The organism is Delftia sp. WSY_10 (assembly GCF_043104705.1).
Lineage (GTDB): Bacteria > Pseudomonadota > Gammaproteobacteria > Burkholderiales > Burkholderiaceae_C > Comamonas > Comamonas tsuruhatensis.
Map to the genome: position 1 here is coordinate 314,709 of NZ_JBICKY010000019.1, position 14,289 is coordinate 328,997.

13 protein-coding genes are annotated in these 14,289 nt (G+C 67.7%); 8 read left to right on the forward strand and 5 right to left on the reverse strand.

All coding sequences use genetic code 11. The features are described 5' to 3' along the window. Positions 1 to 38 precede the first annotated feature (38 nt). Positions 39 to 533, forward strand: coding sequence for a PACE efflux transporter (locus ACF8ML_RS10255; protein WP_392407079.1), 495 nt, complete (start codon positions 39 to 41; stop codon positions 531 to 533). On the opposite strand, the gene ACF8ML_RS10260 is transcribed toward ACF8ML_RS10255, so the two are convergent. Beyond that, the gene (locus tag ACF8ML_RS10260) at positions 506 to 1,453 is read right to left on the reverse strand and encodes a response regulator (protein ID WP_392407080.1); all 948 of its coding nucleotides are present in this window, start codon (positions 1,451 to 1,453) and stop codon (positions 506 to 508) included. The genes ACF8ML_RS10255 and ACF8ML_RS10260 overlap by 28 nt on opposite strands. Before the next feature lie 19 nt (positions 1,454 to 1,472). After that, positions 1,473 to 4,973, reverse strand: a complete 3,501-nt coding sequence (locus tag ACF8ML_RS10265) for an ATP-binding protein (protein WP_392407081.1) — start codon at positions 4,971 to 4,973, stop codon at positions 1,473 to 1,475. A gap of 214 nt (positions 4,974 to 5,187) precedes the next feature. Between ACF8ML_RS10265 and urtA the strand changes: the two genes are divergently transcribed. From urtA to ACF8ML_RS10300, 7 genes are all read left to right on the forward strand, one after another. Further along, a complete protein-coding gene (urtA, locus tag ACF8ML_RS10270; protein ID WP_016450225.1) occupies positions 5,188 to 6,453 on the forward strand; it encodes an urea ABC transporter substrate-binding protein in 1,266 nt (421 codons plus the stop codon). Positions 6,454 to 6,632: 179 nt separating this feature from the next. Then, positions 6,633 to 7,547, forward strand: coding sequence for an urea ABC transporter permease subunit UrtB (gene urtB, locus ACF8ML_RS10275; RefSeq protein WP_016450224.1), 915 nt, complete (start codon positions 6,633 to 6,635; stop codon positions 7,545 to 7,547). Positions 7,548 to 7,619: 72 nt separating this feature from the next. Then, entirely contained in the window at positions 7,620 to 8,804 is a 1,185-nt protein-coding gene (urtC, locus tag ACF8ML_RS10280) for an urea ABC transporter permease subunit UrtC (RefSeq protein ID WP_392407082.1), read from the forward strand. Between the two features lie 19 nt (positions 8,805 to 8,823). Next, positions 8,824 to 9,567, forward strand: coding sequence for an urea ABC transporter ATP-binding protein UrtD (gene urtD, locus ACF8ML_RS10285; protein ID WP_016450222.1), 744 nt, complete (start codon positions 8,824 to 8,826; stop codon positions 9,565 to 9,567). Positions 9,568 to 9,587: 20 nt separating this feature from the next. Then, positions 9,588 to 10,277, forward strand: a complete 690-nt coding sequence (gene urtE / locus ACF8ML_RS10290) for an urea ABC transporter ATP-binding subunit UrtE (RefSeq protein ID WP_043789393.1) — start codon at positions 9,588 to 9,590, stop codon at positions 10,275 to 10,277. Positions 10,278 to 10,458: 181 nt separating this feature from the next. Beyond that, positions 10,459 to 11,688, forward strand: a complete 1,230-nt coding sequence (gene fmdA / locus ACF8ML_RS10295) for a formamidase (RefSeq protein ID WP_012202164.1) — start codon at positions 10,459 to 10,461, stop codon at positions 11,686 to 11,688. A 46-nt stretch (positions 11,689 to 11,734) separates the two neighbouring features. Continuing rightward, positions 11,735 to 12,094, forward strand: coding sequence for a zinc ribbon domain-containing protein (locus ACF8ML_RS10300; protein WP_016452169.1), 360 nt, complete (start codon positions 11,735 to 11,737; stop codon positions 12,092 to 12,094). 72 nt (positions 12,095 to 12,166) lie between these two features. On the opposite strand, the gene ACF8ML_RS10305 is transcribed toward ACF8ML_RS10300, so the two are convergent. The 3 genes from ACF8ML_RS10305 to ACF8ML_RS10315 are packed head-to-tail and all read right to left on the reverse strand — an operon-like array spanning position 12,167 to position 14,278. Further along, positions 12,167 to 12,913 (reverse strand): amino acid ABC transporter ATP-binding protein, encoded by a 747-nt coding sequence (locus tag ACF8ML_RS10305; RefSeq protein ID WP_016448706.1) that lies wholly within the window; start codon positions 12,911 to 12,913, stop codon positions 12,167 to 12,169. Then, the gene (locus ACF8ML_RS10310; RefSeq protein ID WP_017406331.1) at positions 12,900 to 13,553 is read right to left on the reverse strand and encodes an amino acid ABC transporter permease; all 654 of its coding nucleotides are present in this window, start codon (positions 13,551 to 13,553) and stop codon (positions 12,900 to 12,902) included. The genes ACF8ML_RS10305 and ACF8ML_RS10310 overlap by 14 nt, the downstream gene beginning before the upstream one ends. Beyond that, complete coding sequence (locus ACF8ML_RS10315; protein WP_016448704.1) at positions 13,550 to 14,278, reverse strand: amino acid ABC transporter permease; 729 nt, start codon at positions 14,276 to 14,278, stop codon at positions 13,550 to 13,552. The genes ACF8ML_RS10310 and ACF8ML_RS10315 overlap by 4 nt, the downstream gene beginning before the upstream one ends. Between the last annotated feature and the right edge of the window lie 11 nt (positions 14,279 to 14,289).

Genomic DNA, 14,289 nt, shown 5'->3' on the forward strand with positions numbered 1-14,289 from the left:
TTTAACGTTCAATTCCGGACAAATAAACTGCGCCCCCTATGACCTTGCAGACACACAAAAAGGGCCTCCAGGGGCCCAAGCGCAAAGTGGTCTTCGTGACCCTGTATGAACTGATCGCCATCGCGGCCTCCAGCCTGCTGTTCATGGCCATCGGCCAGAGCGCCGGGCATTCGGGCGGCATGGCGATTGCCGCCTCCACGCTGGCCATCGTCTGGAACCTGACCTTCAACCACCTGTTCGAGCAATGGGAGGCGCGCCAGAGCGTCAAGGGCCGCTCGGTGATGCGCCGCGTGGTGCACGCCCTGGGCTTCGAGGGCGGGCTGGCCATGGTGCTGATCCCGCTGATGGCTTGGTGGTTCGGCGTCACGCTGTGGGAGGCCACGGTGATGGAGGCCGGCCTGCTGGTCTTCTTCCTGGTCTACACCTATGTCTTCAACTGGTGCTTCGACCATGTGTTCGGCCTGCCGGCCTCGGCCTCGGCATCCGCTGCGGTGGCACCCCGCGCTCAGGGCGAGCCGGCTTGCAGCAGCTGACCGGCCACGGCGGCGGCGGCCGTGCGGGTCTCCACGCCGAGTTTCTCGAAGATGTGCTCCAGGTGCTTGTTGACCGTGCGCGGGCTCATGCCCAGGATGTCGGCGATGTCGCGGTTGGTCTTGCCCTTGCTCAGCCATGACAGCACCTCGGTCTCGCGCGGGGTGAGCGCCACCTGCTGCAGCCTGCGCGCGGCGGGCGCCTGCGGCGCTTCGTGGCTGAGCAGCACCATCGACTCCCCCAGGCCGCTGGCGCCCATGTGGCGCGCCAGCAACTGGCGGCCATCGGCCAGGGCCAGCGCCAGATCCTGGTGACCGGCCTGGTCCGGCTGGCGGGCGCCGGCCAGCCAGTCCCCGGCCGCCTCCAGCGGGAAGGGCTGGTCCGCAAAGGCCTCCCCCAGCCAGCGCGCTGCCTGGGGAGAGCGCCAGGCCACGCGGCCCTGGCCGTCGAGCACCACCACGCCCAGCCCCGCCACGTCCACGGCCTCCTGCGCCTGGCGCGTGGCGCGGGCATTGCGCACATGGGTGGCCAGGCGCACCAGCACCTCGGGGATGCGCAGCGGCTTGACCACGTAGTCCACGCCGCCGCTGGCAAAGCCGCGGATGATCTGGTCCGTGTCCGACAGGCCGGTCATGAAGACCACGGGCACGTGGGCCCAGGCCGGCGTGTCCTTGAGCCGGCGGCACAGCGTGAAGCCGTCCATGCCGGGCATGACGGCGTCCAGCAGCACGCCGTCGGGCACGGTGAGGGCGAAGCGCTGCAGGGCCTCGTCGGCGTCGCGGGCGGCGAGCACCACGTAGCCTTCGGCGGCCAGCGCGTCGCACAGCATGCGCAGGCTGTCCAGCGCGTCGTCCACCACAAGGATGACGTGGGCGTTGTGAGGGGGGGGGCTGGGGTGGCTGCTGCTGTCGGCGGTCGTCATCTGTGGCCTTTGCGGGTTCTCATTCATCGGTCTCCTCTCTTTCTTCGTCTTCTTCATCCTCTTGCTCGGGCCGCGGCAGCATGCGCGCCAGCGCATCGAAGTCGAAGCGGTTCGCGCAGGCCTGCAGCGCATCGAGCAGCGCGGCATGCGCGGGCGCCTGCTGGCGCGCCTGGCGCAGGCGCTCGCGCAGGGCCGTGGCTTGGCCCGAGCGCGCCAGCCGGGCCAGGTCTTCGCGCAGGTCGGGCGGGAAGGGGGCGGCTGCCGGCGCCTGCGCTGCCTTTGCCTCTGCCTGCTCCGCGCGCGGCGCCGGCAGCAGCAACGGGCGGTTGTCATGCACCCATTCGATCCGCAGCACGCGCTCGAGCACCTGCAGCAGCTCGGACTCGATCACCGGCTTGGCGACAAAGCCCTGGCAATGCGCATCGGCCAGGCGCGGCGGGTCGTTGTCGAACAGGTTGGCCGAGACGAAGACCACGGGAAGCTGCTGCGCATCCCGGCGCGCGCGCAGCAGGGCGGCGGTCTGCCAGCCGTCCAGGTCGTCCATGCTGATGTCCAGCAGCACCAGGTCGGGCAGGCTTTGCTCCACGATCTCCAGGCACTCGCGGCCGCTGGCGGCCTCGCGGATCTCGAAGCCCAGCGGCAGCAGCAGGCCGGCCAGCAGCTGGCGCTGCAGCGGCTGGTCGTCCACCACCAGCAGGGTGCGGCGGGGCGGCAGATAGCCGATGACGGTGTGCAGCGTGGCGGCGGCGCCGGGGGGCACCCAGGACGCGTCGGGCGCCATCTCGGGCAGGTACAGGCGCACGGTGAAGCAGCTGCCCTCGCCGGGCGTGCTGCTCAGGGTGAGCTGCCCGCCCATCAGCTCGGTCAGCAGGTGGGTGATGGTCAGCCCCAGGCCCGTGCCCGCCTCGCTGACGCGCCGGCCCGCGCTGCCGCGCTCGAAGGGCACGAAGATGCGCTCCATGTCCTGCGGTTCGATCCCGATGCCGGTATCGATGACCTCGATGCGCGAGACATGGGGCCGGAAATCCATGCGCAGCCGCACCTCGCCGCGCTGGGTGAAGCGCACGGCGTTGGACAGCAGGTTGATCAGGATCTGGCGCAGCCGCTTGGCGTCGGCACGCACCCAGCGCGGCATGGTGCCCAGCGTCTCGACCGAGAACTGCAGCCCCCTGGCCTGGGCCTGGGGCCGCATCATGGCCTCGATGCCGTCGATCAGCGCGGGCAGGGGCAGGGGGGCGAGGTCCAGGCGCAGGCGGCCGGCCTCGATGCTGGCCAGCTCCAGCGATTCGTCGATCAGCGCGCGCAGGTGCTGGCCGCTGTGCTGCATGGTGGACAGGGTCTCGCGCACCCAGCCATCGACCTGCGGGCTCTTGAGCAGGATCTGCGTATAGCCGAGCAGGCTGTTGAGCGGCGAGCGCAGCTCGTGCGTCATGCCCGCCACATAGCGGGTCTTGGCCTGGCTGGCCTGCTCGGCATGGTCCTTGGCGGCCTGCAGCTCGGCATCGGTGCGCTTGTGGGCGGCGATCTCCTGCAGCAGCAGCTGGTTCTGGCGCTCGGACTCGTCCTGGGCCATGCGCCGGCTGTCCGTGCTCAGCACCACCCACCAGGCGGCCACGGCGCACAGCAGGGCCAGCAGCGCGAAGACCTTGAGGAAGGGGATGCGCAGCGCGCCGCCATCGACGCTGCCTGCCTGCAGGCTTTCCTGCATGTAGACCACGCCCACCATGAAGGCCGTCACCGCGCACAGAGACAGCATCACCACCAGGTACTGGCCCGCGCGGAAGTTCACCTTGGTGGCCCACCGCGGCGGCAGCATGGCCGAGGCCAGCGCGCGCAGCTGCTCGCCCGCGCGCGAGCCGGTCTTGCAGCGGTCATGGCAGCGCGACTCCAGCGAGCAGCACAGCGAGCAGATGGGCGCGCCGTAGGCCGGGCAGCGCGCCATGTCCTCGGACTCGAACTGGTTCTGGCAGACGGCGCAGCGCACCGTCTCGCCGGGCTTCCACAGATTGCCTGCGGGCCGTGCCAGGTAGTAGCGCCCGCCCGTCAGCCAGGCCAGCAGCGGCGACAGCACCATGGACAGCGCCAGCGCGATGAAGGGCGAGAACGCGGCCGCCGTCTCGCCCAGCAGGCCCGCATAGGCGCAGCAGGCCACGGCGGCGGCCAGCAGCATGGCGACGGGTCCCACGGGATTGAAGTCGTACAGATGGGCGCGGCGGAATTCGATGCCCGGCGGGCTCAGCCCCAGCGGCTTGTTGATGACCAGGTCGGCCACCAGCGCGCCCACCCAGGCGATGGCCACGTTGCTGTAGATGGTCAGCACCTTCTCCAGTGCGCCGAACACGCCCAGCGTCATCAGCAAGGTGGCGATGACCACGTTGAACACCATCCAGACCACGCGCCCCGGATGGCTGCGCGTGATGCGCGCGAAGAAGTTGGACCAGGCAAGCGACCCCGCATAGGCATTGGTCACGTTGATCTTGACCTGCGAGATGACCACGAAGACCACGGTCACCGCCACGGCCAGCCCCGGCAGGCCCAGGGCCTGCAGCACCTGCTGGAAGCCTGCCAGGAACATCTGCGTGGGCTCGGCCGCGCGCGAGGCGTCCACCCCCTGCAGCTGCATGGCCGCGAACGCGAGAAAGGCGCCGCCCGCCATCTTGAGCATGCCCATCACGGCCCAGCCCGGGCCGGCCACCAGCACCGCGCCCCACCAGCGCAGCCGGTTGGCCTGGGTGCGCGGCGGCAGAAAGCGCAGGAAGTCCACCTGCTCGCCGATCTGCACCACCAGCGCGAAGATCACGGCTGCCGCCGCGCCGAACATCAGCGGATCGAACTGGCTGCTGCCCGAGCGCAGGCCGGTGAGGCTGGCGAAGTCGCGGTACAGCTGGGGCTGGGACAGCGCCATCCACACGAAGGGCAGCACCAGCAGGAACAGCCACAGCGGCTGCGTCCAGGCCTGCAGGCGCGAGATCAGCGTGATGCCGCGCATGGCCAGCGGCAGCACCACCAGGGCCGACAGCGCATAGCACCACTGCAGCGGCCAGTCCACCACCAGCTGCAGGGCCAGCGCCATGATGGCCGCCTCCAGCGCAAAGAAGATGAAGGTGAAGACGGCGTAGATCAGCGAGGTGATGGTCGAGCCCAGGTAGCCGAAGCCCGCGCCGCGCGTCAGCAGGTCCATGTCAAGCCCGTAGCGTGCGGCGCAGACGGCGATGGGCAGCCCCGTCAGGAAGATCACCAGCCCCACGGTGACGATGGCCCACATGGCGTTGGCGAAGCCGTAGTTCAGCGCAATGGCGCCGCCGATGGCCTCCAGCGCCAGGAAGGACAGCGAGCCGAAGGCCGTGTTGGCCACACGGAACTCGCTCCAGCGCCGGAAGCTGCGCGGCGTGTAGCGCAGCGCGTAGTCCTCCATGGTCTCGTCGGCCACCCAGGCGTTGTACTCGCGCCGGAACCGGAAGATGGTCTGCGGCGCGGCTGCGGTGCCGGTGGGGCTGTCGGGCGGGGGGGCGGAGTGCATTCTCAGGTCTAGCAAGAAACGTGCGGGGCCAATGCTGGCGCGGCTTGCAAGAGGGGTAGCCGGGGTGCGTACGCAGGTGGCTACGTCAATTGACGTATGGGCGGCGGCAAGGGTTCTTCCTAATCTTGGACCCAGCGCGGAAACAAGCCGTAACCGCAACGCCAGTTTTCAGCCACTTGCAGATCACCCAACCGATCCTTACAGGAGAGTCACCATGAGCCACCCCTCCGACCCCCGCACACCTGGTTCCCCCGGCACGGAAATGGGCCGCCGCCGCGTCCTGCAGGCGCTTGGCGCCGCCTCGGTGGCCGGGCTGCCGGCCTGGTCCTTCGCCCAGGCCACGGCCCAGGTCAACACCACCAAGCTGGCCGTGACCGATACCGAAGTCGTCGTGGGCCAGCTGCACTCGGCCACGGGCACCATGGCGATCTCCGAGACCGGCTCCATCCAGGCCGAGCAACTGGCCATCGACCAGATCAACGCCATGGGCGGCATCCTGGGCCGCAAGATCCGCGTGATCAAGGAAGACGGCGCCTCCGACTGGCCCACCTTCGCCGAGAAGTCCAAGAAACTGCTCATCAACGACCGCTGCGCCGCCGTCTTCGGCTGCTGGACCAGCGCCTCGCGCAAGGCCGTGCTGCCCGTGTTCGAGAAGGAAAACGGCCTGCTGTACTACCCCACCTTCTACGAAGGCCTGGAGCAGTCCAAGAACGTGATCTACACGGGCCAGGAAGCCACGCAGCAGATCCTGTACAGCCTGGACTGGGCCAAGGCCGAGAAAAAGGCCAAGACCTTCTTCCTGATCGGCTCGGACTACATCTGGCCGCGCACTTCCATGAAGATCGCGCGCAAGCACATCGAGAACTTCCAGAAGGGCAAGGTCGTCGGCGAGGAGTACTACCCGCTGGGCAGCACCAACTTCGGCTCGCTGGTCAACAAGATCAAGCTGCAAAAGCCGGACTGCATCTTCGTGGCCGTGGTGGGCGGCTCCAACGTGGCCTTCTACAAGGCGCTCAAGGCCGCGGGCATCACGGGTGACAAGCAACTGCTGGTCACGCTGTCGGTGACCGAGGACGAGATGACCGGCGTGGGCGGCGAGAACTTCACGGGCTTCTACTCCTCGATGAAGTACTTCCAGACGCTGGACAACGAGAACAACAAGAAGTTCGTGGCCGCCTTCAAGGCCAAGTACGGCCCCAACGCCGTCATCGGCGACGTCACCCAGGCCGGCTACCTGGGCCCCTGGCTGTGGAAGGCCGCCGTGGAAAAGGCCAAGAGCTTCGACGTGGACAAGGTGGTGGCCGCATCGCCGGGGCTGGAACTCAAGACCGCGCCCGAAGGCTACGTGAAGGTGGACGCCAACCACCACCTGTGGAGCAAGTCGCGCATTGCCGTGGGGCAGCCGGACGGCACGTTCAAGGTGGTCTCGGAGTCGCCTGAACTCATCAAACCCGATCCCTTCCCCAAGGGATATCAATAAGCACCCCCTGAGCCGCTGCGCGGCTTCCCCCTCTCTCGCTACGCGGGAGGGGGACGACACCCTCGGTGCGGGACGGCCCTTCCTCGGTGTCTCCCGCGTCGGGCTCTGCCAGTTTCAGGCAGGGGCGGCTCGTCGCATTGATTGCTTTTCCCGATTGGCTTGCGCGCAGGAGCAGCACCATGAGTTTTTCCGACATGATGAACATCGGCCTGATGCAGGGCTTCGCGGGGCTGAGCCTGTTCGCCGTGCTGCTGCTGATGGGCCTGGGCCTGGCCATCATCTTTGGCCAGATGGGCGTGATCAACATGGCGCATGGCGAGTTCATGACCATTGGCGCCTACACCATCTACCTGGGCTCCACGCTCACGGCGCAGCACGCGCCCGAGTTCATGCCCTACTACTTCCCGCTGGCCATCGTGGCCGCCTTCCTGTTCGCCTTCGTGGCCGGCTGGCTGGTGGAATGGGGGCTGATCCGCCACCTCTACAAGCGGCCGCTGGACACGCTGCTGGCCACCTGGGGCGTGAGCCTGGCGCTGCAGCAGTGCTTTCGCACCTTCATCGGCCCCAAGGAAGTCAGCCCCACCCTGCCTGACTGGCTGATGGGCTCATGGGCGCCGGCCGAGGGGCTGGACATTCCCATCAACGGCCTGTTCGTGCTGGCGCTGACCATGGCCGTCACGGCCGGCGTGCTGATCGCGCTGCACAAGAGCCGCTGGGGCCTGCGCGTGCGCGCCACGGTCAGCAACCGCGTGATGGCCAACGCCATCGGCATCGACACCAAGAAGACCGACCGCCTGACCTTTGCCATCGGCTGCGGCATCGCGGGCGTGGCGGGCGCGGCCTTCACCACCATCGGCTCCACCGGCCCCACCTCGGGCTCGCTGTACATCGTGGACGCCTTCCTGGTGGTCACCTTCGGCGGCGCGGCCAGCCTGCTGGGCACCGTGGTCTCGGCCTTCGGCATTGCGCAGACGCAGTCCATCACCGAGTTCTTCCTCGCGGGCTCCATGGCCAAGGTGATCACGCTGTCGCTGATCGTCTTCATCCTGATGCTGCGTCCCCAGGGCCTGTTCGCGTCCAAGGTGCGGCGCTGATCCCGGCGCCGGCCCTGTCCACGAATTCCCCCGCGTTCCCCCGATTTCCCCTGAGTTCACCGGAGTCATTCCATGCAAGCCCTCAAAGCCTGGATACAGCGCTACCAGCTCGCCAGCCTGGTGCTGCTCACCGTCCTGCTGGCGGTGGTGCTGCCCCTGGCGCTGGACATCTTCCGCCTCAACCTGGTCGGCAAGTACCTGACCTATGCCTTCGTCGCCATCGGCCTGGTCATGGTCTGGGGCTATGGCGGCGTGCTCAGCCTGGGCCAGGGCGTGTTCTTCGGCCTGGGCGGCTACGCCATGGCCATGTTCCTGAAGCTGGAGGCGTCCGACCCCATCAGCACCAAGATCCAGTCCACGCCCGGCATCCCCGACTTCATGGACTGGAACCAGCTGACCGAGCTGCCCTCGTTCTGGCTGCCCTTCAAGAGCCTGCCGTTCTCGCTGGCCGCCGTCATCGCCGTGCCCACGCTGCTGGCCTGGCTCATCAGCTTCGCCATGTTCAAGCGCCGCGTGGGCGGGGTGTACTTCGCCATCATCACGCAGGCCGTGGCGCTGATCGTCACCGTGCTCATCATCGGCCAGCAGGGCTACACGGGCGGCGTCAACGGCATGACCGACCTCAAGACCCTGTGGGGCTGGGACACGCGCACGGACAGCGCCAAGTACATCCTCTACTACGTCTGCGTGGCCCTGCTGATCGGCGCCATCGTGCTGTGCCGCTGGATTCAGACGGGCAAGGTGGGCACCCTGCTGCTGGCCATGCGCGACAAGGAAGACCGCGTGCGCTTTTCCGGCTACGACGTGGCCAATTTCAAGGTCTTTGTGTTCTGCCTGGCCGCTGCGCTGTCGGGCGTGGGCGGCGCGCTGTTCACGCTGCAGGTGGGCTTCATGTCGCCCAGCTTCGTGGGCATCGTGCCCTCCATCGAGATGGTCATCTACGCCGCCGTGGGCGGGCGCATGAGCCTGGTGGGCGCCGTGTACGGCACGCTTCTGGTCAACGCGGGCAAGACCTATTTCTCGGAGAGCTTCCCGGACCTGTGGCTGTTCCTCATGGCGGGCCTGTTCATCGGCGTGACCATGGCCTTCCCGATGGGGCTGGCCGGCCTGTGGGAAAGTCGCATCGTTCCCTGGTGGAACAACCGCCGCAAGGGCGCGGCACCGGCCGCAGCGCAGGGAGCCCAGGCAGCACCTGCCCCGGCCGCCACCAAGCCCACGTCCGCCCTGTCCGAAGGCATGGGCCGCCAGGGCGCCTGAACCACAGCGGGAGCACACCATGAGCAATACCGACTTCACGCTGGCCGTGGAAGACCTGACGGTCTCCTTCGACGGCTTCAAGGCCATCGACGCGCTGAACCTGTACATCGACAGGAACGAGCTGCGCGTCATCATCGGCCCCAACGGCGCGGGCAAGACCACGCTGCTGGACCTGATCTGCGGCAAGACCCGCGCCACGGCTGGCAGCATCAAGTTCAAGAACGAGGAACTCACGCGCATGGCCGAGCACAAGCGCGTGCGCCTGGGGATCGGGCGCAAGTTCCAGACGCCGTCCATCTACGAGAACCTGTCGGTCTTCCAGAACCTGGAGGTCTCCTACCCCGAAGGCCGCTCGGTCTTCGGCGCGCTGGCCTTCAAGTGCACGGAGGCGGTGCGCGATCGCGTGCAGGCCGTGGCCGCCGACATCGGCCTGGACGAGCGCCTGGACACCGAGGCCGGCCTGCTCAGCCACGGCCAGAAGCAGTGGCTGGAGATCGGCATGCTGCTCATGCAGGAGCCCGAGCTGCTGATGCTGGACGAGCCCATCGCCGGCATGAGCGCCCGCGAGCGCGAGCTGACGGCCGAGCTGCTGCAGCGCATCTGCAAGAACCGCTCCGTCATCGTCATCGAGCACGACATGGAGTTCGTGGCGCGCATCGCGCACAAGGTCACCGTCATGCACCAGGGAAAGATCCTCGCCGAGGGTCCCATGGACAAGGTGCAGGCCGACCCCAAGGTCATCGACGTCTACCTCGGCCACTGAGGCACGCACAAGGAATTCACATGCTGCAAGTCAAGGATCTGTACGTGGCCTATGGCCAGAGCGAGGCGCTGCACGGCATCAGCTTCGAGGGCCGCGAGAACGAAACCGTGGCCATCATGGGCCGCAACGGCATGGGCAAGACCACGCTGTTCAAAAGCCTGATGGGCGTCATGCCCGCCAAGAGCGGCCAGATCACCGTGGCCGGCCAGGACGTCACGAAGGACGAGAGCTTCCGGCGCGTGGCCAAGGGCATTGCCTACGTGCCCCAGGGCCGCATGATCTTCCCCACGCTGACCGTGGAAGAGAACATACAGACGGGCCTGGAGAACGCGAAGTCGCGCCAGGTGCCCGAAGACATCTACGCCCTGTTCCCCGTGCTCTGGGACATGCGCCGGCGCAAGGGCGGCAACCTCTCGGGCGGGCAGCAGCAGCAGCTGGCCATTGCGCGCGCCCTGGTCACCGACCCCAAGGTGCTGCTGCTGGACGAGCCCACCGAGGGCATACAGCCTTCCATCATCAAGGACATCGCCAAGGCGCTCAACGAGATCCGCAAGCTGCGCCGCATCACCATCGTGGTCAGCGAGCAGGTGCTTTCCTTCGCCATGGATGTGGCCGACCGGCTGTTCGTCATCGAGGGCGGGAGATTGGTACATGAAACCGCGCGTGCCGATACCGACGAGCAGCGCATCAAGTCCTACCTCTCTGTATGAAGCACCCCCTGAGCGGCTGCGCCGCTTCCCCCTCTCTCGCACGCGGGAGGGGGACGACACCCTCGGTGCGGGGCGGCCCTTCCTTGGTGTCCCTGGGTTGTGCCGTGCCGGTTTCATTCACCGCGGTCGATGCAGGCGCCGAGTTCCTCTCTTTTCCCACTGCCATCGCAAGGAGCACACCATGGCCGAAACCCTGATCAAGGTCGATCTCAACCAGTCCCCCTACGACAACCCGCAGGTGCACAACCGCTGGCATCCCGACATCCCCATGGCGGTCTGGGTGGAGCCGGGCGCGGAGTTCAAGCTGGAGACGTATGACTGGACCGGCGGCGCCATCAAGAACGACGACAGCGCCGAAGACGTGCGCGACGTGGACCTGTCCACCGTCCACTTCCTGTCCGGCCCCGTGGGCGTCAAGGGCGCCGAGCCCGGCGACCTGCTGGTGGTGGACCTGCTGGACATCGGCGCGCGCGACGACAGCCTCTGGGGCTTCAACGGCTTTTTCTCCAAGCAAAACGGCGGCGGCTTCCTGGACGAGCATTTCCCGCTGGCCCAGAAGTCCATCTGGGACTTCCACGGCATGTTCACCAAGAGCCGCCACATCCCCGGCGTCAACTTCGCAGGCCTCATCCACCCGGGACTGATCGGCTGCCTGCCCGACCCCAAGATGCTGGCCAGCTGGAATGAGCGCGAGACCGGCCTCATCGCCACCGACCCCGACCGCATCCCCGGCCTGGCCAACCCGCCCAACGCCACCACCGCCCACATGGGCCAGATGCAGGGCGAGGCGCGCGACAAGGCCGCCGCCGAAGGCGCGCGCACCGTGCCGCCGCGCGAGCACGGCGGCAACTGCGACATCAAGGACCTCTCGCGCGGCTCGCGCGTGTTCTTCCCCGTCTACGTGGACGGCGCGGGCCTGAGCGTGGGCGACCTGCACTTCAGCCAGGGCGATGGCGAAATCACCTTCTGCGGCGCCATCGAGATGGCCGGATGGGTGCACATGAAGGTTTCGCTGATCAAGGGCGGCATGGCCAAGTACGGCATCAAGAACCCCATCTTCAAGCCCAGCCCCATGACGCCCAACTACAAGGACTACCTGATCTTCGAAGGCATCTCGGTGGACGAAAAGGGCAAGCAGCACTACCTGGACGTGACCGTGGCCTACCGCCAGGCCTGCCTGAACGCCATCGAGTACCTGAAGAAATTCGGCTACAGCGGCGCCCAGGCCTACTCGCTGCTGGGCACGGCGCCCGTGCAGGGCCACATCAGCGGCGTGGTGGACGTGCCCAATGCCTGCGCCACGCTGTGGCTGCCCACGGAGATCTTCGACTTCGACATCAATCCCACGGCCGAGGGACCACAGAAGATCATCACGGGCGGGGTGGACCTGCCCATCGCCCAGGACAAGTAAGCCCGGCATACGACACCCGCCATCCACCATTCGCCAGAGGCCGCCCATGCCCACCTATGACTACCACTGCGCCGCATGCGGCGGCTTCGACGCGCTGCGCAGCCTCTCGCAGCGCAACGAGCCCGCGCCCTGCCCCATCTGCGAGGCGGCCTCGCCCCGCGTCTTCGTCAGCGCGCCGCGCCTGGCCTGCACCAGCCCCGAGCAGCGCCGCGCCCACGACACCAACGAGCGCGCACGGCACGAGCCCAGGCGCTCACGCGATGTGGCCGAGGGCAGCTACGCGCGCATGCGCCACCCTTCGGGCTGCGGCTGCTGCAGCGGCGCCAGCAAGCGCGGCTCCACGGTCACGGCGCCCAACGGCGCCAAGACCTTCCCGACCAAGCGGCCCTGGATGATCAGCCACTGACCGCGGCCCCTGCGCCGCACCGATGCAAAAAAGGCCCGCGACGCGGGCCTTTGTCCTGCCTGGCCGTACCGCTCAGTGCACGGCGCCGATGAAGCCGGCCAGCTCCGGCGTCTGCGGGCTGGCGAACAGCTGCTTGGCCGGGCCGCTTTCGTGGATCAGGCCCTGGTGCATGAACACCAGCTGGTCGCCCACGTCGCGGGCAAAGCGCATCTCGTGCGTGACCATGATCAGCGTCATGCCCTCGGCGGCGAGCTGCTTGACCACGGCCAGCACCTCGTTGACCAGCTCCGGGTCCAGGGCCGAGGTGATCTCGTCGCACAGCAGCACCTTGGGCTGCATGGCCAGCGCGCGTGCAATCGCCACGCGCTGCTGCTGGCCGCCGCTGAGCTGGTCGGGGTAGCTGTCGTACTTGTCGCCCAGGCCGACCTTGGCCAGCATCTGGCGCGCCAGCGCCGCCGCCTCGGGCTTTTTCACGCCCTTGACCACGGTGGGCGACAGGGCCACGTTCTCGCCCGCCGTCAGGTGGGGGAACAGATTGAACTGCTGGAAGACCATGCCCACGTTCAGGCGCAGCGCGCGCAGCTGGGCGGGCGAGGGCGCGCTGCCCTCCGAGCCCTTGAGCACGGCGTCGTCCACCACGATCTGGCCGGACTGGATGGCCTCCAGCCCGTTGATGGAGCGCAGCAGCGTGCTCTTGCCCGAGCCGCTGCGGCCGATGATGGCGACCACCTGGCCGCTGTCCACGCTCAGGTCCACGCCCTTGAGCACATGGTTGTTGCCGTAATGCTTGTGAACGGCGCGCACATCAACGAGCGGCATAGAGTTTCTTCTCCAGATGGGATGCGTAGAGGGACAGGGGCCAGCACAGCAGGAAGTAGCCTGCGGCGACCAGGCCGTAGATGAGGAAGGGCTGGAAGGTGGCGTTGGCCAGCATGGAGCCGAGCTTGGTCAGCTCGCTGAAGCCGATGATCGAGGCCACGGCCGTGCCCTTGATGATCTGCACCGAGAAGCCGACCGTGGGCGCTATCGACAGGCGCAGCGCCTGCGGCAGCACCACATGGCGCATCTGCTGCAGGTAGCCCATGGCCAGGCTGGACGAGGCTTCCCACTGGCCGCGGGGAATGGACTCCACGCAGCCGCGCCAGACCTCGGCCAGGTAGGCGCTGGTGTACAGCGTCAGGCCGATGGCGGCCGCCGTCCAGGGCGAGATGTCCAGGCCGGCCATGGACGAGCCGAAGAAAACGATGAACATCTGCATCAGCAGCGGCGTGTTCTGGAAGGCCTGGATATAGGCCTTGGCCAGGCGGCGCAGGTTCAGGCTGCGGCCCACGCGGGCGAACAGCACCAGCAATCCGGTGGCGCCGCCCAGCACGAAGGCCAGCAGCGACAGCGCCAGCGTGGCCAGCAGGCCCTCGGCCAGCTTGGCCAGGATGGGCAGCAGGGGAATGTCGGCAATCATGCGGCGTCTCCGGCAGTGGTCGCAGGTGCAGCAGGTGCAGCGGGCCTGGCTGCACGCGGCGTGCGGCGGCCCACCACGAAGCGCTGGCCTATCCAGGCCAGCAACTGGCGCAGTGCCAGGGCCAGCACGAAGTACGCCGCCGTCACCACCAGGTAGGTCTCGAACGCGCGGAAGTTGCGCGACTGGATGAAGTTGGCCGCAAACGTCAGGTCCTGGGCCGCGATCTGCGAGACCACCGAGGTGCCCAGCATCACGATCACGATCTGGCTGCTCAGCGAGGGCCAGACCCGCTGCAGCGCAGGGCGCAGCACCACATGGCGGAAGACCGCCCAGCGGCCCATGCCCAGCGCGCCAGCGGCTTCCAGCTGGCCGCGCGGCGTCTCCTGGATGCCGGCGCGCACGATCTCGGTGATGTAGGCGCCCAGGTTGATCACCGTGGTCAGCAGGCAGGCCTGCCATTCGTTGATCTGCACGCCCAGCGAAGGCAGGCCGAAGAACACGAACATCAGCTGCACCAGGAAGGGCGTGTTGCGTATGCCCTCCACGTACACCTTGAACAGCCAGTGCAGCGGCGCAATGCGCCAGGCGCGGCTGACGCCGCCGGCCACGCCGATGGCGCCGCCCAGCACGGCGCCCGCCGCCGTCAGCGCCAGCGTGAAGCCCGCGCCCTGTGCCAGCAGGCCGCTGTAGTCGAACACGGCGCCGAAGTCGAATTGATAGGCCATGGAAGGATTTC